This window comes from Brevundimonas sp. FV2ps16 (genome assembly GCF_058681075.1).
Genome location: NZ_CM178728.1, coordinates 3,043,793 through 3,062,217, shown reverse-complemented (window position 1 = coordinate 3,062,217; position 18,425 = coordinate 3,043,793). Strand labels below are relative to the sequence as shown.

The window sequence follows — 18,425 nt, the reverse complement described above, 5'->3', positions numbered from 1 at the left end:
CTATGGCTCACGTCTTCCACGAATCCCATCCCGAGATCGTCAATCGGCTGAAACGGGCCGAGGGCCATTTGCGCAAGACCATCACGATGATCGAAGACGGCCGCAGCTGCCTCGATCTCGCCCAGCAGCTTCATGCGATCGAGAAGGCCGTGGCGGCGGCCAAGAAGACCCTGATCCACGATCACATCGATCACTGCCTGGCCCACGCCGCAGAGGGCGATCCAGGCGAGGCGCGTCAGGCGCTGGTCGAGTTCAAGGCGATCACCAAGTATCTATGACACGCCGGGAGCATGACTGAGCAGGTCCGGCGTCCAGGGTGTGGCACGCTGTTAATGACTGCTCATGGCGCATTGACGACGTTGGCCGATCAGCCAGACGAGGGTATCGTCTCTCACGATCGCCGCTCATGTCGGTATGGATTTGTCGGTATTAGCAGGGTTTTGAGATTGGATTTGGCTGCAGCTCGAGGGCTCCTCCGTGAACCGCGCATCCCGATAGATCGAGACATCACTCGAATTTTATCTAGGCCAAATTCTTCTTCGTTTTCATCAGCCTCACTCTGGTGACAGTGCTACTGTCGGTAAGATCTGGCCGTTAAGAAAAAAGCGCATATAAATCAGCGCTTTCTGTCCCATTGAACAATCGAGTGGGAGTGAGGGGCAGTCATACGGGGCGACCTCTGGCGAGATGATTGCGGAGTAGTGATTGAAACATAGCTGCTTGGTTCACATGCCGCGCCCCGTAGCCCCACGGTAGCGACGAAGCGACGGGATAGGGAGGCGTCTGTGGGCCGGGCGAAAGGGGATCACGACGTCATCCGCCGGCCCAGCCAGCGGCGCACCCGGCAGGCATAGTCGGACCACGCCGCGCCGAAGAGGGCCGCCAGGTGTTGTTCCTCGCGCCGGATGGCGAGGCGGTCGGTGGCGAAGGCGGCGACGAGGGCGGCCACGAAGAACCAGGCGTTGTCGAACAGGCCGCCGAGGCCGAGCAGCAGCAGTGCGTTGGCGAGATAGATCGGGTTGCGGCTCCAGGCGAAAGGACCGGTCGTGACCAGGGCGGTCGCCGCCCGGTGCGGCAGGATGTTGGCGCGCCGCCGCCGCATCTCCAGCATGGCCCAGAGGTCCAGGCCAAGGGCGAAGGCGACCAGGAGGCCGCCGGCGGCAAAGGCGCCGGGGAAGAGGGCGGGCGGGGTCCATAGACGCGCCGTGAGGAGCGCGACAAGGACGGCGCCGCCCGTGATGAGCGGCGGCCAGGGCCAGCGGTTCGGCGCCTGCGGCCTCACCCGCCGGCCAGTTTGAGAACGCCGCGCAGAAGATAGGCGATCACGCCCAGGACGCCCACGCCCAGCACCCAGAGGGCGACGAACCAAAGGCCCTGCCGGAGCCCGGTTGTGGAGCCGCGACGCATCAGTGGTAACCGTCGTCGCCGACCTTGCCGCGGAACACCCAGTAGGCATAGGCGGTGTAGGCTAGGATGATCGGGATCAGGATCAGGGCGCCGACCAGCATGAACATCTGGCTGGAGGCCGGGGCGGCGGCCTGCCACAGGGTGATCTCGTCGGGCACGGCGTAGGGGAAGACGCTGACGCCAAGCCCCGCGAATGTGACGGCGAATAAGGCCAGCGACAGCAGGAAGGGCCAGACCTCGCGCTTGCGGCGCATGGTCCAGAAGAAGGCGGCGGCGACGATCAGAACGAGCAACGGCACCTGGGCCGTCAGAAGCACGCCGGGCCAGTCGAACCAGCGACGCGCGTATTCGCCGTCGAGGAAGGGCGTGGCCAGGCTGACCGCGCCGATCATCAGCAGGGTCGCCGGACCCAGCTTCCAGGCCTGGCTGCGGGCATGGGCCTGGAGCGGTCCTTCCGTCTTCATGTTCAGCCAGGTGGCGCCCAGCAGGGCGTAGCCGACGACGACAGCGGCGCCGGTCAGCAGGCTGAAGGGGCTGAGCCAGTCCCACCACCCGCCGCCATAGGCCCGGCCGGAAACCTCGACCCCCTGCAGAATGGCCCCCAGGGTCACGCCCTGGGAGAAGGCGGCCAGCAGCGAGCCGCCGAAGAAGGCCACGTCCCAGACCGGCTTGGCCCGCACCGTGCGCCAGCGGTATTCGAAGGCCACGCCGCGAAACACCAGACCCAGCAGCATGGCGATGATCGGCGTATAGACCGCCGGCATCAGCACGGCGTAGGCCAGGGGGAAGGCGGCGAACAGGCCGCCGCCGCCCAGGATCAGCCAGGTTTCGTTGCCATCCCACACCGGGGCGATGGAGTTCATCGCCTTGTCGCGCTGATCGCCCGGCTTAAGCGTCGGGAACAGGATGCCGACGCCCAGGTCGAACCCGTCCATGACGATATAGGCGAAGACGGCGAAGGCCAGCAGACCGGCCCAGACCAGGGTCAGATCAATGTTCACGATCGGTCTCCTCGCCGGTAGGGATCGGCCGGTCGGGGTCGATGGCTGGAGCCGGCGTGATGCCGGCTGTACGGATCGGTGTTTCGGGCAAACCGCTTTCGCCGCGATGCGGCGCGTGGCTCATCAGGCGCAGGATATAGAAGACCCCCGCCCCGAAGACGGCGAAATAGACGATGGCGAAGGCGGCCAGAGATGTGGCGACCGCCGGGGCGTCGAGCGGGGCGGCGCTGTCGGCTGTGCGCAGCAGGCCATAGACGGTCCAGGGCTGACGGCCCACTTCGGTCGTGATCCAGCCGGCCAGGACCGCGACGAAGCCCATCGGCCCCATGACCAGGGCGAAACGGTGCAGCCAGGGGGCGGCGTACAGACGCTTGCGCACCCGGGCGTACAGTCCCCACAGGCCCAGCAGCAGCATGGCCATGCCCAGGCCGACCATGATGCGGAAGGACCAGAAGACGATCTCGACCGGCGGCCAGTCGGCGCGGTCGATGGTGTCGAGGCCCGCCAGGGGGGCGTTCAGATCATGTTTGAGGATCAGGGACGACAGTTTGGGGATTTCCACCGCGCCGTGAACCGTGGCGGCGTCACGGTCCGGCAGGCCGAACAGGATCAGGGGCGCGCCGTCGGGATGGCTTTCGAAGTGACCCTCCATCGCCATGACCTTGGCGGGCTGATGCTCGAGCGTATTGATGCCGTGCAGGTCGCCCATGAAGATCTGCACGGGGGCGGCGACCAGGATCATGCCCATGGCCATGGCGAACATCTTGCGCGCGCCCTTGTTGGTCTGGTCCTTGATCAGGTGCCAGGCCCCGACGGCGCCGACGACCAGGCCGGTGGTCAGATAGGCCGCCAGCAGCATATGGGCCAGGCGGAAGGGGAAGGAGGGGTTGAAGACGATCTTGAACCAGTCAACCGGTACGAACTGACCAACCGCATTGATGGCGTAGCCCTGGGGCGTCTGCATCCAGCTGTTGACCGACAGGATCCAGAAGGCCGAGGCGAAGGTGCCGATGGCGACCATCAGGGTCGCCAGGAAGTGCAGCTTCTTGCCCACCCGCTTCAGGCCGAACAGCATGACGCCCAGGAAGCCGGCTTCAAGGAAGAAGGCGCTGAGCACTTCATAGGCCATCAGCGGGCCGATGACCGGACCGGCCTTGTCGGAGAAGACCGACCAGTTGGTGCCGAACTGATAAGACATCACCAGGCCCGAGACGACGCCCATGCCGAAGGCGACGGCGAAGATCTTCAGCCAGTAGTTGAACAGGTTCAGGTAGACGTCACGCCCCGTCTTCAACCAGAGCCCTTCCAGTACGGCCAGATAACTGGCCAGGCCGATCGAGAAGGCGGGGAAGACGATGTGGAAGGCGACCGTGAATGCGAACTGCATTCGGGCCAGAATGAGAGCGTCGAACTCCATGATCCTATCCTATGAAACCAGGCCGAGCGCGTCGATGCTCCGGTACAGCATGTATACGGCGACGACGAAGATCAGGATTGCGAACACCGTGTTCAGGACGCCCTTTTGTCCTGACAGTCTCTTGGCCAGGCGCGCGCCCAAAAGGCCGCCCAGGACGCCGCCGCCGATGAAGATCGCCGCCAGGGGCCAGTCCACCCAGCCGTCCAGCGCATAGTTGAAGGCCGTGGTCAGGCCAAAGGCCGTCACGCCGACCAGCGAGGAGCCGACGGCGTAATAGATGGGCATACGGGTCGAGACCATCAGGCTGGGCACGATCAGAAATCCGCCGCCTATGCCGAAGAAGCCGGACATCACACCCGTCAGGGCGCCGGTTCCCAAAAGCCTGGGCGTGTTGGCGCGGGTCAGGATCACGTCGGGATCGCCGTCTGCCGAACGGCCGCGCAGCATCAGAACCCCGACCGCCAGCATCAGGACGGCGAACAGGGCCAGCAGTTTCTGGCCGTCGACGGCCTTGCCCAGGCTCGAGCCGACGAAGGCGCCGATGACGCCGGCGACGGCGAACACCAGGGCGATCTTCCATTTCACTGCGCCGTGTCGGGCATGGTTCAACAGGTTGGCGAAGGCGTTGGCGGCCACGGCGAAGGCGCTGGTGCCGATGGCGAGGTGGGGGTCCTTGACCCCGACCAGATAGACGATCAGCGGCACGGCCAGTATGGATCCGCCGCCGCCGACCAGGCCCAGGCTGAAGCCGACCAGCGAGCCGGCGCAGGCGCCGAGCCCGTATTGAAGAAGGGAAAGATCCATGGGGTCAGCGCACGCCTTCCAGCCGCGGGCGAAGCGCCGACAGGTCGTAACCGGCCGCCTGGGCGCATTGGATCAGGCGGTCGGCCTCGTCCGCCGCGCGGGCGAGCGCCCACAGGGTGGTGGTGCGTGTCCCGGTGCGGCAAAAGCCGAACACGGGCTTGGGCAGGGCGTCGAGGATATGGCGGAAGGCCGCCACATCGGCGTCGGAGATGGCCCCTCCGACCACGGGCGCATGGGCGAACGCCAGGCCGACGGCCTCGGCGGCCTGACGAAATTCGGCGGCGCTGGGCTGATCGGGCTCTTCGCCGTCGGGCCGGTTCGAGATCACGGACCGAAAGCCCTGGGCCGCGAGGGTCGCCAGATCCTGCAAGGCGATCTGGGGGGAGGCCGAAAGGGCGTCGTCCAGCGGGCGGATGTCCATTGTTCGGTCTCCCCGTTTACGGATCGGGTTCGCGTGTTGCGGCTCAGGCCGGGTGGCGCGCTGAAGGTTCACAGCGCGTTCAGCGGGACCTTGAGGTAGCGAACCCCGTTGGCCTCGGGCTCCGGCGGGCGGCCGCCGTTCATATTGACCTGGACCGACGGCAGGATCAGCCGGGGCATGGGCAGGGTCGCGTCGCGTTCGGTGCGCATGGCCACGAACGCGTCCTCGGAGACGCCGTCGCGAATGTGGATATTGCCGGTGCGCTGGGCGCCGATGGTGGTCTCCCAGGCGAATTCCTCGCGGCCGGGCGGCGCCTTGTAATCGTGGCACAGATAGACCCGCGCCGCGTCCGGCAGGGCGGTCAGACGGTGGATCGAGCGATACAGGGTTCGGGCGTCGCCGCCGGGGAAGTCGCAGCGCGCCGTGCCATAGTCCGGCATGAACATGGTGTCGCCGGGGAAGACCGCATCGCCGACCACATAGGCCAGGCAGGCGGGGGTGTGGCCCGGCACGTGCAGCACCATGGCCTCAAGCCCGCCGATGCGGAACCGGTCGCCGTCATTGAACAACTGGTCGAACTGGCTGCCGTCGCGGCGGAACTCAGTCCCCTCGTTGAAGATCTTGCCGAACACCGCCTGAACGGTGAGAATCTCGTGGCCGATGGCGAGCCGCCCGCCCAGCTTTTCCTGCAAATAGGGCGCGGCTGACAGGTGGTCGGCGTGGGCGTGGGTCTCCAGCAGCCATTGCACCTGGAGATCTTCGGACTTCACGTAATCAATTAAGGCGTCGGCGGAGGCGTTCGAGGTCCGGCCGGAGGCCGGGTCGTAGTCCAGCACGCTGTCAATGATCGCGCAGGCCTTGGAGCCGGGGTCGCGGACCACGTGGCTGACCGTAAAGGTCGCTTCGTCAAAGAAGGACTTTACAACAGGATGTTGCGTGGAATCCGCCAGGGCGGCGCGCACGATTTCGGCGGCCTGATCGCGGATGGGGTCTTGGGGTTGCGAGGACATGAGGTCTCCGTTTCTGATGAAGATATATAGATACATTCATAGTTTTTGCAAATATGTATTTTCTTGTGGCGAGGCGAGTTGGAAGTCTCTAGTTTCCACCCATGGATTCGATCGAGACCGCCCCGCAAAACAGCCCCGGCGCCCTGCGCGCCCTTCGTATCAATGATCCGGCGCCGGACTTCATTGCGCGCACGACCCAGGGCGAGAAACGACTCAGCGACTATCGCGGGCGCTGGCTGGTGCTGTTCTCCCACCCGGCCGATTTCACGCCGGTCTGCACCAGCGAGTTCATCGCCCTGGCCAAGCGCGCGGAGGCCTTCGACGCCCTGGGCTGTGACCTGATGGCTCTGTCGGTCGACAGCCTGTATTCCCATCTGGCCTGGCTGAAGGACATCTATCGCCGCTTCGGCGTGAAGGTGACCTTCCCCATCATCGAGGACCCGTCCATGGCCATCGGTCATGCCTTCGGCATGGTGGATGCGGGCTCCAGCGACAGCGCGACGGTGCGGGCGAGCTTCGTCATCGATCCGGACGGAATCGTGCGGGCGGTCAGCTGGTATCCGATGAATATCGGCCGTTCGGTCGAGGAACTGCTGCGGCTGGTTACGGCGCTGCAAACCGCCGACCGCGAACAGGCGTCCACTCCGGCTGGCTGGTCTGCGGGCGAGCCTCTGCTTGAGCCGGCCGCCACCACTCTGGACGCGGCTCTCGCCGACGGCGATGGCGATGCGGCCTGGTATTATCGCGAGCGCAGCGCATGAGCGACGACCAGGTCGCCGCCATGGAGCGGCTGAAGGACAAGGCGCCCCAGGCCGCCGAACTGTTGCGTCAGCTGGCCAACGCCAATCGGCTGCTGATCCTTTGCCGCATCGCCGCAGAGGAGCGATCGGTCGGGCAGCTCGAGGCGGATCTGGGCATCAAGCAGCCGGCTCTGTCGCAACAGTTGGCGGAGCTGCGCCAGTACGGGCTGGTCAAGACTCGGCGACAGTCGCGGTCGATCTATTATTCCATCGCCGATGATCGGGCTCAGGCGGTCATGGGCATGTTGTACGAGATCTTCTGTGGCGACGGGGGGGTGGTCTCTGCGCGCCCCAAGATTCAGGTTTCGGACGCGCCCGCGCGGCCGCGCGGCGACACGGCCCAGTTTGCTCGCGTCGCCCCCGTTCTTCGGCGTTAGCGGCGACAGATCGGCCGGCCTCTGCATGGGGCGTCTTTGAGGGGGAGGGCCTGCCGGATCGTGTCGCGATCCGGCAGGCGGTTGATCAAGGTCGCCGATCAGGCCGCCTTGGGCGGCTCGGGCAGGTCGCGGGTCGAGAAATACCAGTCGGTATAGACGTAGCCTTCTCCGGCCCGAGCCTCCGCTGCGGCCGCCGTTTTCGGCGGCGGCACGATGGCGGGCTGGCCGGGGCGCCAGTTTTCCGGGGTCGCCACGCCGTTGGCGTCGGACGCCTGGATCGCCGTGAGCAGGCGCACGAACTCGTCGATGCTGCGGCCGTTGCTCATCGGATAATAGACCATGGCGCGCAGGATTCCCTCCGGATCGATTAGGAAGGTGGCGCGCACCGCAGAGGTGTCGGCGGCGCCTGGATGGATCATTCCATAGGCGGCTGCGACCTCCATCTTCAGGTCTTCGATGATGGGGAAGGGGATTTCGACGTTGAACTTCTCCTTGATGTTCCGCGTCCAGGCCAGGTGCGAGAAGATGCTGTCGATCGACAGGCCCAGCAGGTCGCAGTTCAACGCCGCAAACGTGTCTGCGTGGCGGGCGAAGCCGATGAATTCAGTCGTGCAGACGGGGGTGAAGTCTGACGGGTGGGAAAAGAGGATCAGCCACCTGCCCTTGTAGTCGGCCAGGCTGCGGTCGCCATGGGTCGTCCGGGCGTTGAAGTCGGGGGCGGGTTCGTTCAGGCGGGGAAGTCCGGTCATGTGTGTCTCCTTCAGACACTCGTCATAGACACTTACATACATACTTACGCAAACTAATAGTCTCTATGCGTGCTGAAGCTTTCCCTTATGGCGGAGCGTGGTCGGAGCGGTCAGGACCGAACGGTCGCTATGAGCCGCGCCCTCCCCCTCGGCCTGGGCCGCCAGAAAGGCGCCCGGCGCGCCTAAGCGGGCCGCCTTGGTTGGCCGAAGCGGTCGCAGAGGATGTCGACGAGCTGACGAACCTCCTCGTCGGCGAGGCTGTAATAGATGGTCGAGCGGTCGCGCCGCGTCTTCACCAGTCCGCCCTCACGCAGACGTCTCAGATTCTGAGACACGCCGGACTGGGACGGGCCGCACAGCGCCACAAGCTGCCCGACCGACCGCTCCTCTTGCGTCAACCGGCAAAGCAGCAACAAGCGATGCTCATTAGCCAGCAGCTTCAGCACTGTGGCGGCTTCGTGGGCGTGTCTGGCCAGATCCGCCAAGGGGGCTTGGCGCGGCGTCATCGGGTCGCGGGTTTTCCGTCATCCCGCAGCACCACATAGATGGCCGGAATGACCAGGACGGTCAGCAAGGTCGAGGAGGCCAGGCCGAACAGCAGCGAGATCGCCAGGCCCTGGAAGATCGGATCCGTCAGGATCACCGCCGCCCCGATCATGGCCGCCAGGGCGGTCAGCAGGATGGGCTTGAACCGGATGGCGCCCGCCTCGATCAGGACGTCGCGCAAGGGTTTGTCGGGCGAGGCCGTGTGCCGGATGAAGTCCACCAGCAGGATCGAGTTGCGCACGATAATGCCCGCCAGGGCGATGAAGCCGATCATCGAGGTGGCCGTGAACGGCGCGCCGAACAGCATGTGGCCGATGACGATGCCGATCAGGGTCAGGGGGATGGGGGTCAGGATGACCAGGGGCAGTTTGAAGCTGTGGAACTGGGCCACGACCAGCACATAGATCCCCAGAAGGGCGACCATAAAGGCGGCGCCCATGTCGCGGAAAGTGACCCAGGTGATCTCCCACTCGCCGTCCCATAACAGCGAGGGGACGGACTCGTCCTCCGGCTGGCCGTTGAGACGGATCGCCGGCTTTTGCAGGCCCAGCGCGTCCCAGTCGTGGGCCTCGATGGCGCGATTGACCGCCAGCATGCCGTAGATGGGCGCCTCGTATTGGCCCGCCAGTTCGGCGGTCACCATGTCGAGCGGTCGTCCGTCGCGGCGGAAGACGGCGTAGCTGCCCGCTTCGCGGCGGCCGTCCACCACTTCGCCGAGTTCGATCAGGCGCGGGCCTGAAGGGCCGGTCGTCACTGCAACGGGCGTCGTCGCCAGGGTGCGGCTCCAGCTGCGCGCCGATTGAGGCAGGGCGACCGTGATCGGCAGGGGTGAGCGGCCGTCGCCGCGCGGCGCGTAGCCGACCGTAGACCCGGCCAGGATCGCGCCGATGGAATCCTGCAACTCGCGCTCGGACAGGCCGTAGTAGTCCAGGCGATCCCGTACCGGGACCAGCCGCAGCCGTGGCCGTTCCTGGCCGAAACTGTTGTCGACATCGACGATATAAGGGACGGAGCGGAACAGTTTTTCGATCTCGAGCGCAGTTCTGCGCCGGGTCTCAGCATCGGGTCCGTAGATCTCCGCCAGCAGGGTGGCCAGGACGGGCGGTCCGGGCGGCGTCTCCACCACCTTGATAGAGGCTCCGGCAGGCAGAGGCAGGGCCTTCAGCTTGGCGCGCAGATCCAGCGCAATGGCGTGGCTGGAGCGGCTGCGCTCGTCCTTGGGCAGGAGGGAGATCATCAGATCGCCCATCTCGGGCCGGTCGCGCAGGAAATAGTGCCGCACCAGGCCGTTGAAATTGAAGGGCGCCGAGGCGCCGGCATAGACCTCCATGGCCGCCGCCTCCGGCAGGGTGCGGATCTGGGCGGCCGCCTCGTCGAGGGTGCGGGCGGTGGCTTCCAGGCTGGTCCCTTCGGGCATATCGACCACCACCTGGATCTCCGACTTGTTGTCGAAGGGCAGCAGTTTCACCGTGACTGCCTTGAAGTAGAACATCGAACAGGCCAGCAGGGTCGCGACGCCGACGCCGATCAGGAAGTTGCGGGCTGAGGACCGCTTGTCGATCACGCGATGGGCCACGCGGGCGTAGAGCCGCCCCAGCTTGCCGCCGCCCTCTTCATGGGCGTGATCGTGCCCGCCGTGGGCCAGTGTCTTTCGCGCGAACCGGATCATCAGCCAAGGCGCGATCACCACAGCCACAAAGAAGGAGAAGATCATCGCCGCCGAGGCGTTGACCGGGATGGGCGCCATATAGGGACCCATCAGCCCCGAAACGAACAGCATGGGCAGCAGGGCCGCCACGACGGTCAGGGTCGCTACGACGGTGGGGTTGCCGACCTCGGCCACCGCCTCGACGGCCGCTTCCGTTCGGCTGCGGCCGTCGCGCATCCCCCAGTGATGGGCGATGTTCTCGATCATGACGATGGCGTCGTCGACCAGGATGCCGATGGAGAAGATGAGGGCGAACAGGCTGACGCGATTGATCGTGTAGCCCATCACGTAGGAGGCGAAGAGGGTCAGCAGGATGGTGGTGGGAATGACCACTGCGGTGACGGCGGCCTCGCGCCAGCCGATGGCGAAGCCGATCAGCACGACGATCGACACGGTCGCCAACGCCAGGTGGAACAGCAGCTCATTGGCCTTTTCGTTCGCCGTCTCGCCATAGTCCCGGCTGACGGCGACTTCGACCCCCTCGGGGATAAGCTTGCCTTCCAGGTTTTCGACGCGCTGACGCACGGCCTCGGACACCACCACCGCATTGGCGCCGGCGCGTTTGGCGATGGCGATGCTGACGGCGGGCGCGCTGGCCCACTGGCCCTCGTGGCGAGCCCAGCGCCAGACGCGGGCCTGGTCTTCGCGCGGTCCCTGGGCCACGTCTGCGACGTCGCGCAGATAGACCGGCGCGCCGGTGACGGAGCGGACGGTCAGCAGGCCGACGTCCTGGGCTGAGGCCAGGGTCTGGCCTGAGGTGACGGCCACGGCCTGACCGTTCTCGCGGACATCGCCGACCGGGAAACTGCGGTTGGCCTGGGACGCCGCTTCGATGACGCGGCCCAGCGGGACGCCATACTGATTGAGCTTGGCCGGATCGGGGGCGATGCGGATCTCGTCGGGCCGGCCGCCGGTGACGAACGTCAGGCCCACATTATCGACCTTGGCGATTTCGGTGCGCAGCTTGTGCGCCAGGTCATAGAGGGCCTGATCGGTCCACTGACCCGCCGCGCCCGGCTTCGGTGTCAGGGTCAGGACGATGGCCGGCACGTCGTCGATCCCGCGCACCGTCACCTTGGGATTGGGGACGCCCACCGGAATGCGGTCCTGGTTGGCGCGGAGTTTTTCTTCGATCCGTATGGCGGCGTCCTCGGGGTTTGAACCCACCAGGAAGCGCGCCGTCACCAGCACCCCATTGTCTTCGGCCTGGGTATAGACGTGCTCCACCCCGTTCACGCTCTTGACGATGGTCTCGAGCGGAATCCCGATCAGTTCGACGGCGTCGGCGGCCGCCAGACCCGGCGCCGCGACCTGGATATCCACCATGGGCACGCTGATCTGCGGCTCTTCCTCGCGCGGGATCGAGAACAGGGCCAGGAGGCCGACCGCTATGGCCGCCAGCAGGAACAGCGGGGTCAGAGGCGAGGTGATGGTGAAGCGCGTCAGGCGCCCGGACAGGCCCAGTTTCATCCTTGTGTCCTCGTCGCGACCAGCCGGTCGCCGGCCTTGACGCCGCTCAGGATTTCGACCGTTTCAGGGTCGTTCGTGGGGGCCGTCTGGACCGGGACGGCGCTGTGCTTCCGGTCAGGGGACATCACCTCCACATAGTCCAGGCCGTAGCGGGTCGTCACGAAACGCCGGGGTACGGTGAGGGCATGGCGTTGGCCGATCTCGATCGAGGCCGCAACCCTGCGGCCGACCAGTTCGGTGGTCAGGCCCGGTACGGTCGCATCAATCTGAATCCGCCCGCCGACGATGGCGGGATAGACCTGGGTCACCTGTCCCTGGCGCGCTTCGGCCGGAAGATCGTCGGCCGTCAGCAGGACGCGCGCGCCGGGTTTGACCTGGCCGGCGAGCGATTCCGGCAGCTCAAGACGCAGGACGGGCGGACCGGCGGTGATGGTCGCGATCGATATGCCGGGGGTGACCGCCGACCCCGCCGTGACCTCGACCTTCAAAACGCGTCCGGCGGCCGGCGCCAGGATCGCGCCCTGGCCCGCCATGCTGGCGCTGGCGCCCCGTTGCGCACGAGCGGAGGCGGCCTGGGCGTCGGCGGCGCGCGACGCCGCGACGGCCTGGTCCAGCCGCGCCTTGGCGTAGATATTGTGGTCGTACAGATCCTGAATCCGTCCCAGATCGGCGCGGGCGCGGGCCGCCTCGGCCTCGGCGACGGCGATCTGGGCGTCATAGGCGCGGGTCTCGAAACCGATCCGGTCGTCGACGACCCGCCCGATCTGCTGGCCTTGGCGCACCATATCCCCTTCGCGCACAGACAGAACGACGAGGACGCCCGAAATGCGCGCGCGCGCCTGCGACTGGTCGCGGGTGGTGATCTCGCCGCCGACCGTCTTGGTGTCGGCAAGGCTGTTGGAGGTCAGGACGAGCTGTTCCCCCACAGCCGCAGCCTTGGCGGACGGCGCCGTGTTTTCTTCCGAGCCGCCGCAGGCGGACAGGGTCAGGGCGACCGCCGCCATGAGGGTCCACATCTTCATCGCTGTCGTCCTTCCGTCTTTCCCGCCGATCAACCGCGCTCGACCGGGAGGCCCGCCGACTTCCAGGCGCCCAGGCCGCCGGCCAGATGGGTGTCGATCGCGGCCTGGGCCTTGGCGCAGCGTTCCAGCGCCATGGCGGAGCGCTTTCCGCCGGCGCACTGGAGGATGACGGTCTTTCCGTCCGCCGCGGGCAAGCGGGCCGGATCGAACGACGAGAGGGGCAGGTTGATCGCGCCCGCTATGTGTTCGGCGGAAAACTCGCCCGGTTCTCGCACATCGACCAGCACCGCCTGGCCCTGTGCAAGCATGGACTGCAACTCGGCCGGACCGATCTCGCGATGGGCCGCAGTCTTTCCAAATCCAAACATTTCAACCTCCCTTGATCCGCCGATCGCGGCATCACACTTTTATGATTGTATATATCATGTAATCATTATATTCAGTCAAGCCACATAAGGGCGATTGAAACGCCTTCTGGAGGAAACCGTGAGCAAGCCCAGAATTGTGATTATCGGCGCCGGATTGGGCGGGACAATCGCCGCCTATGAGATTCGAGCGGCGGTCAAAGGTCGCGCCGACGTCCTGATGATCGCTGAATCAGAGACATATTCATTCGTTCCGTCAAACCCTTGGGTCGCAGTTCGCTGGCGAGAGCCCGAGGAGATCCAGGTTCATCTGCCGCCCATCTTCGCGCGCAAGAAAATCGGCTTCACCGCCGTCGGCGCGAAACGCCTCCACGCCTCTGAGAAGAGGGTGGAACTGAACAACGGCGAGAGTGTTGATTACGACTATCTTGTAATTGCGACAGGTCCCGATCTGGCCTTCGATGAGATCGAAGGGCTGGGGCCGGATGGCTACACGGTGTCGGTCTGCCAGACGTCGCACGCCTCGCACGCCGCCGACATGTTCGACGCCTATGTGGAGAACCCCGGTCCGATCGTCGTCGGCGCCGTCCAGGGCGCGTCCTGCTACGGTCCGGCCTATGAGTTCGCTCTGATCCTGGACACCGAGCTGCGACGTCGGAAGATCCGCGACCGGGCGCCGATGACCTTCGTCACCGCCGAACCCTATATCGGCCACCTTGGCCTGGACGGCGTCGGCGACACCAAGTCCTTGATGGAAAGCAAGCTGCGTGAGCGGCACATCAAATGGATCACCAACGCCCGTGTCGCCAAGGTCGAGCCGGGCCTGATGCACGTCGAGGAGATCGCCGAGGACGGCGCCGTCGCCAAGACCCATCAACTTCCGTTCGGCTATTCGATGATGCTGCCGGCGTTCCGAGGCGTGCCCGCGATCCGCGATATCGCAGGACTGACCAATCCGCGCGGCTTCATCCTGATCGACAAGCACCAGCGCAATCCGGCCTTCCCGGAAATCTTCGCCCTGGGCGTCTGTGTCGCCATCGCCCCGACCGGCCCGACCCCTGTCCCGGTGGGCGTGCCCAAGACGGGTTTCATGATCGAAAGCATGGTCACCGCCGTCGCCGCCAATATAGCCGCCCTGATCGCCGGCGAGACGCCCCAGGCCGAGGCGACCTGGAACGCCGTCTGTCTGGCGGACTTCGGCGACGGCGGCGTCGCCTTCGTGGCCCAGCCCCAAATTCCGCCGCGCAACGTCAACTGGGCCGCGAGCGGCAAATGGGTCCACCTGGCCAAGGTCGGCTTCGAGAAATACTTCCTGCGCAAGGTCCGCAAGGGCGAGAGCGAACCCTCCTACGAGCGGCTGGCGATGCACATCATGGGCATCCGCAAGCTTCGCATGTGACCCCCTCCCTCTAAATCTGGAGCCTACCGATGAACCTTGATCGTGCTGTGATGATCTTCGCCGGATGCGTCGTGCTGGCGGGGGTGGCTCTGTCCTACGCCGTCCATCCCTGGTGGATCGCCCTGACCGTCTTCGCGGGCCTCAATATGATCCAGGCGGGCTTCACCGGCTTCTGCCCCGCGGCCATGGCGTTCAAGGCGCTGGGCCTGCGTGCGGGAAACGCCTTCCGATGAGCCTGCGCCGCGCCGCTCCGTGGGCCTTGGTCCTGACCCTGGCCGCGCCGGGTCTGGCCCAGGCGACGACGCTTGAGGAGGCGATCGCCGCCGCCATCGCCAACGCGCCCGAAATCACCGCCGCCGACGCCGAAGTCGATGCCGCAAAAGGTCGGCTCAGCCAGGCGCAATCCGCCCGCGCCCCGTCTCTGAGCCTGAGCGGGACCATCGGCCAGGGTCGACTGGATCCGAGGGATTTCTTCGGTCTGGGCGCGGCGGACGTCACGCCGCGCGCCGCCCAGCTGACGTTCGAACAACCCCTGTTCACCGGCGGTCGAGCAGGGGCGGGGATTGCACAGGCGCGCGCCGGAATGGCGGCCGCCGACGCCGGCGGGGACGCTGTTTCTGGCCAAGTCGTCGTGGCTGTGGTTCAGGCCTATGGCGACATGCTGACGGCTGAAGACGTGCTGAGACTCTATCGTGAGCTTGCCGTCCAGACCGTGGAGATCGAGCGACAGGCGCGGGAACGTTTTCGGGTTGGCGAGACTCCGAGCACCGATGTCGCCCAGGCTGCGTCGCGCGCCGCCGAAGCGCGGGCCGACCTGGCCCGCGCGGAGGGCATGGTGGTGTCCGCCAGGGCCCGCTACCGCAATCTGACCGGCCTGGAGCCGATCGACCTACAGCCGTTGCCGTTCAATCCCCCATTGCCGGGTTCACTGGACGAGGCGATGGCCTTGGCCGTCGGCGGCAGTCCCGCCCTGCGGCAGGCGAGGGCCGATCTCGACGCGAAGGAGGCCGCCGCCCGCGCCGCCAGAGGCGAACGCCTGCCGACCGTCAGCGCCTTCGCCGAGGCGGGTTCGGTTCGGGATCAGTTCTTCCCCGACTATCGCGCCGACAGCGCGACAGTGGGAATTCGTGGCCGCTGGACCCTGTTCAGCGGCGGTCTGACCTCCGGCAAGATCGCCGAGACGAGCGCCGAGGTGCGCGCCGCCTCTGCTCGCCTGCGCGCGGCCCGCATGAACCTTGAGGAACAGGTTCTCGCCGCCTGGCAGGACATCCACACCGCCGAACTGGTGGCCAAGGCGTCCGACGAACAGAGGGCCGCTGCGGTCCAGGCCCTGACCAGCGTTCGTCATGAAGTCCGCGTCGGCCTGAAGCCCCAAATCGACCTGTTGAACGCCGAGCGCGAGGCCACAGGCGCCGCCGCCGGCGCCACCCGGGCCAATACCGCCCGGATCGTCGCCGCCTATCGCTTGAAGGCCCTGATCGGATCGGTTCGAGGTTAGGGCGTGAGGTCAGGAAGCGACGACTGAGGCCGTGTCGCGACTCTCCTGGAGGCCTGCTGCAAGCTTGGGGCGCGGCCCTATCGGCCTGCCGTTGGTTCGGGCGCGCAATTCATCCGTCATTTGCCGGCTCGGTCCAAGCGATCGCTGACTGGAAAGGATGAAGCGCCGCTGGACGAAGCGGGCGAGTGTTTCTATGATCCGGCTCAGCCGTCGGGTCTTTTCTGCGGTGATTTCGCGTGGGTTTGACGACGTGCTGAACAAGATTTTCGCCTGGTGGAACGGGGCCACGATCGGCACCCTCTTCACGATCGCCAAGCGTGGCCGCTACGTCGGGACCGACGAGATCGGCAACAAATATTACGAGGCCAAGGACAACTCGAGCTACGACGGCCGCAAGCGCCGTTGGGTCGTGTACGAAGGTTATGCCGACGCGTCCAAGGTTTCGGCCGACTGGCACGGCTGGCTGCGCTACACCTTCGACCTGCCCCCGACCGAGGCGCCCCTGCCGCGCCGCGCCTGGGAAAAGGACCACCTGCCCAATTTCACCGGCACGCCCATGGCGTGGCGCCCGCAGGGTTCGCTGGCCGCCGAGGCCAAGCGTCCCGCCGCGACCGGCGACTATCAGGCCTGGACGCCCGAGTGAGACCGAATCGGCTCCTGTTGGGCGGAGCGGCCGTTGCTGCGGTGCTGAGCGCCGGGGCTGTGACCGCCAGCGTCCTTCAGGATTCGCCGCGTGACGCCCGTCCGGTGCAGGAGCCGGCCGCGCCTGCGTCCACTGCTCCGGCCGAGACGCCGCCTGCCGGCGCGCCTGCGCCTTCTACGCCTGTGGTCGTGACTCCGCCGCCGTCCGTCATCATCGCCGAAGACGCCGCCGTCGCCGAAAAGGCCGAGGAAGAGGCCGCCGCCGAGAAACCGGTGGTCGAAAAGGCCATCGAACAGCCGGCGACGCCCGCCCGCCGCCAGAGGCGCAAGTTCGCGGTCATCCAGGCTATCGACAAGACCACTGCCGAGACCATGAAGTTCGAGGTCGAGGTCGGCGGCCGTCCCGTCCGCTTCAACCGCAACCTGATCTTCAGCGTCCGCGCCTGCGAGGTCAGCACGCCGGACGAACTGACCGAAGACGCCATCGCCTATGTGGACGTCTCGCTTCAGTCGCGCGGCGTGAACCAGCCGGCCGATCCGCGTCAGCTCTTCCGGGGCTGGATGTTCGCCTCGTCCCCGGCCGTTAGCGGCCTGCAGAGCCCCAACTACGACGCCTGGGTGGTGGGCTGTAAGAACTGAGCGCGAGGAGGCCGGAATGAACCGCCAAAGACCCCTCAAGAAGAGCGAGACGGTCGAGGTGCGGCTGCCACACGCGACCAAGACCGCCTTCATGGACAAGTGCCGCGCCGAGGGGCGCACGGCCAGCGACGCCATCCGCCGCTTCATCGACAGTGAGCTGGACCGGTCGACCACAAGCCGGTCATCGATCCGTATGGGATGGCGGCAGTTGCTGGCGGCCGCTGTCGCGGGACTGGCCCTGGGCGCGGTCGCCGCGCCGTCGCTGGCCCAATCCGTGACCCCGGATCGGACGGCGTTCGAGCGTCTGGATCGGAACCATGACGGCGCGGTCAGCTTCGAGGAATTCCGCGCCCGCTAGCGGATGGGCTTCAGGAACCGGCCCCATTGCAGGTTGAGCCAGGTCCAGGGCTTGAACAGGCCGGCGCCGGGCTTCCACGAGGCCGCCACGATCTCGGCCCGTCCGACGATATTCCCGGCCGGCAGCAGGCCGACGCCCAGATCGGCGGGCCAGCGGCTGTCCAGCGAGTTGTCGCGGTTGTCGCCCATCATGAAATACTGGCCCGTCGGCACACGATAGACCGGCGTGTCGTCGCCCGGCTGATCCGGCCCGCCGTCATAGGCGACATAGGTCTTGCCGCTCGCCAGGGTCTCGCGCACTTCGCGCACGCGTCTTTGGGGCGCGTCGTGGTCGCTGACCATCTGGAGGGGCGTCTGGCGGATCAGGCGCCCGTTGACGAAGACCTGCCCGCGCCGGATCTGAACGGCGTCGCCCGGCAGGCCGATGACGCGCTTGATCCAGACCTGGTCCGGGTCGTGGGGGCGCTGGAAGACCACGACGTCGCCCTGCTTCGGCGAGCCTCCCAGCACCCGACCCTCGGGCAGGGGCGGATTGAAGGGCAGGGACGCCCGGCTCCAGCCATAGGCGTATTTGGACACGACGATATAGTCGCCGGTCACCAGCCCTGGCTCCATCGACGAGGAGGGAATGGTGAAGGGCTGGAACAGCAGGATGCGGATCACCATCGCCAGGATCAGGGCGGTGGCGAGGGTGACGCCGATCTCCCGGAATTCGCGCAGGCTGGAGACGACGGACGGGGCGTCGGCGGATGAGGCGGGGGTTTGGGTCATGCCGTCTTAGGCCGCAAGCCTG

22 protein-coding genes are annotated in these 18,425 nt (G+C 66.4%); 9 read left to right on the top strand and 13 right to left on the bottom strand.

Annotated elements, in window-relative coordinates; genetic code table 11:
* Nucleotides 1-2 precede the first annotated feature (2 nt).
* On the top strand, nt 3-278 hold the full coding sequence (locus ACW170_RS14845; protein ID WP_492087396.1) for a metal-sensing transcriptional repressor: 276 nt from the start codon (nt 3-5) through the stop codon (nt 276-278).
* 527 nt (nt 279-805) lie between these two features.
* Here ACW170_RS14845 and ACW170_RS14840 read toward each other — a convergent pair.
* The 7 genes from ACW170_RS14840 to ACW170_RS14810 all read right to left on the bottom strand — a co-directional run bounded on the left by ACW170_RS14840 (nt 806) and on the right by ACW170_RS14810 (nt 6,060).
* On the bottom strand, nt 806-1,282 hold the full coding sequence (locus ACW170_RS14840; RefSeq protein WP_492087395.1) for a methyltransferase family protein: 477 nt from the start codon (nt 1,280-1,282) through the stop codon (nt 806-808).
* Complete coding sequence (locus ACW170_RS14835; protein WP_492087394.1) at nt 1,279-1,407, bottom strand: hypothetical protein; 129 nt, start codon at nt 1,405-1,407, stop codon at nt 1,279-1,281. The genes ACW170_RS14840 and ACW170_RS14835 overlap by 4 nt, the downstream gene beginning before the upstream one ends.
* Complete coding sequence (gene cydB / locus ACW170_RS14830) at nt 1,407-2,408, bottom strand: cytochrome d ubiquinol oxidase subunit II (protein WP_492087393.1); 1,002 nt, start codon at nt 2,406-2,408, stop codon at nt 1,407-1,409. Before cydB ends, ACW170_RS14835 begins: the two co-directional genes overlap by 1 nt.
* Entirely contained in the window at nt 2,398-3,825 is a 1,428-nt protein-coding gene (locus ACW170_RS14825; RefSeq protein WP_492087392.1) for a cytochrome ubiquinol oxidase subunit I, read from the bottom strand. The genes cydB and ACW170_RS14825 overlap by 11 nt, the downstream gene beginning before the upstream one ends.
* Before the next feature lie 9 nt (nt 3,826-3,834).
* Nucleotides 3,835-4,629 carry a sulfite exporter TauE/SafE family protein gene (locus ACW170_RS14820; RefSeq protein ID WP_492087391.1) on the bottom strand — a complete coding sequence of 265 codons (795 nt, stop codon included), beginning with the start codon at nt 4,627-4,629 and terminating at the stop codon, nt 3,835-3,837.
* A 4-nt stretch (nt 4,630-4,633) separates the two neighbouring features.
* Nucleotides 4,634-5,050 carry a protein tyrosine phosphatase family protein gene (locus ACW170_RS14815; RefSeq protein WP_492087390.1) on the bottom strand — a complete coding sequence of 139 codons (417 nt, stop codon included), beginning with the start codon at nt 5,048-5,050 and terminating at the stop codon, nt 4,634-4,636.
* 68 nt (nt 5,051-5,118) lie between these two features.
* A complete protein-coding gene (locus tag ACW170_RS14810; RefSeq protein ID WP_492087389.1) occupies nt 5,119-6,060 on the bottom strand; it encodes an MBL fold metallo-hydrolase in 942 nt (313 codons plus the stop codon).
* A 101-nt stretch (nt 6,061-6,161) separates the two neighbouring features.
* Between ACW170_RS14810 and ACW170_RS14805 the strand changes: the two genes are divergently transcribed.
* Both ACW170_RS14805 and ACW170_RS14800 read left to right on the top strand, forming a co-directional pair.
* Nucleotides 6,162-6,821, top strand: a complete 660-nt coding sequence (locus tag ACW170_RS14805) for a peroxiredoxin (protein ID WP_492087388.1) — start codon at nt 6,162-6,164, stop codon at nt 6,819-6,821.
* Nucleotides 6,818-7,237, top strand: a complete 420-nt coding sequence (locus tag ACW170_RS14800) for an ArsR/SmtB family transcription factor (protein ID WP_492087387.1) — start codon at nt 6,818-6,820, stop codon at nt 7,235-7,237. Before ACW170_RS14805 ends, ACW170_RS14800 begins: the two co-directional genes overlap by 4 nt.
* A 98-nt stretch (nt 7,238-7,335) precedes the next feature.
* Here ACW170_RS14800 and ACW170_RS14795 read toward each other — a convergent pair whose 3' ends face one another.
* The 5 genes from ACW170_RS14795 to ACW170_RS14775 all read right to left on the bottom strand — a co-directional run bounded on the left by ACW170_RS14795 (nt 7,336) and on the right by ACW170_RS14775 (nt 13,100).
* Entirely contained in the window at nt 7,336-7,986 is a 651-nt protein-coding gene (locus ACW170_RS14795; RefSeq protein ID WP_492087386.1) for a peroxiredoxin, read from the bottom strand.
* Between the two features lie 182 nt (nt 7,987-8,168).
* A complete protein-coding gene (locus tag ACW170_RS14790; protein WP_492087385.1) occupies nt 8,169-8,492 on the bottom strand; it encodes an ArsR/SmtB family transcription factor in 324 nt (107 codons plus the stop codon).
* Entirely contained in the window at nt 8,489-11,710 is a 3,222-nt protein-coding gene (locus ACW170_RS14785) for an efflux RND transporter permease subunit (RefSeq protein ID WP_492087384.1), read from the bottom strand. The genes ACW170_RS14790 and ACW170_RS14785 overlap by 4 nt, the downstream gene beginning before the upstream one ends.
* Nucleotides 11,707-12,732, bottom strand: coding sequence for an efflux RND transporter periplasmic adaptor subunit (locus ACW170_RS14780; protein ID WP_492087383.1), 1,026 nt, complete (start codon nt 12,730-12,732; stop codon nt 11,707-11,709). Before ACW170_RS14780 ends, ACW170_RS14785 begins: the two co-directional genes overlap by 4 nt.
* A 29-nt stretch (nt 12,733-12,761) precedes the next feature.
* Nucleotides 12,762-13,100, bottom strand: a complete 339-nt coding sequence (locus ACW170_RS14775) for a rhodanese-like domain-containing protein (protein ID WP_492087382.1) — start codon at nt 13,098-13,100, stop codon at nt 12,762-12,764.
* Between the two features lie 118 nt (nt 13,101-13,218).
* On the opposite strand from ACW170_RS14775, the gene ACW170_RS14770 reads away from it, so the two are divergent.
* From ACW170_RS14770 to ACW170_RS14745, 6 genes are all read left to right on the top strand, one after another.
* On the top strand, nt 13,219-14,496 hold the full coding sequence (locus ACW170_RS14770) for an NAD(P)/FAD-dependent oxidoreductase (RefSeq protein ID WP_492087381.1): 1,278 nt from the start codon (nt 13,219-13,221) through the stop codon (nt 14,494-14,496).
* A 29-nt stretch (nt 14,497-14,525) separates the two neighbouring features.
* Nucleotides 14,526-14,729 (top strand): YgaP family membrane protein, encoded by a 204-nt coding sequence (locus ACW170_RS14765; protein ID WP_492087380.1) that lies wholly within the window; start codon nt 14,526-14,528, stop codon nt 14,727-14,729.
* The gene (locus tag ACW170_RS14760) at nt 14,726-15,994 is read left to right on the top strand and encodes a TolC family protein (RefSeq protein WP_492087379.1); all 1,269 of its coding nucleotides are present in this window, start codon (nt 14,726-14,728) and stop codon (nt 15,992-15,994) included. The genes ACW170_RS14765 and ACW170_RS14760 overlap by 4 nt, the downstream gene beginning before the upstream one ends.
* Nucleotides 15,995-16,244: 250 nt before the next feature.
* Nucleotides 16,245-16,637 carry an NADH:ubiquinone oxidoreductase subunit NDUFA12 gene (locus ACW170_RS14755; protein ID WP_271164000.1) on the top strand — a complete coding sequence of 131 codons (393 nt, stop codon included), beginning with the start codon at nt 16,245-16,247 and terminating at the stop codon, nt 16,635-16,637.
* Entirely contained in the window at nt 16,634-17,275 is a 642-nt protein-coding gene (locus ACW170_RS14750) for a DUF2155 domain-containing protein (RefSeq protein WP_492087378.1), read from the top strand. Before ACW170_RS14755 ends, ACW170_RS14750 begins: the two co-directional genes overlap by 4 nt.
* A gap of 16 nt (nt 17,276-17,291) precedes the next feature.
* A complete protein-coding gene (locus tag ACW170_RS14745; protein WP_492087377.1) occupies nt 17,292-17,633 on the top strand; it encodes an EF-hand domain-containing protein in 342 nt (113 codons plus the stop codon).
* On the opposite strand, the gene lepB is transcribed toward ACW170_RS14745, so the two are convergent.
* Entirely contained in the window at nt 17,630-18,403 is a 774-nt protein-coding gene (gene lepB / locus ACW170_RS14740; RefSeq protein ID WP_492087376.1) for a signal peptidase I, read from the bottom strand. The two genes, ACW170_RS14745 and lepB, sit on opposite strands and share 4 nt — an antisense overlap.
* Nucleotides 18,404-18,425 lie beyond the last annotated feature (22 nt).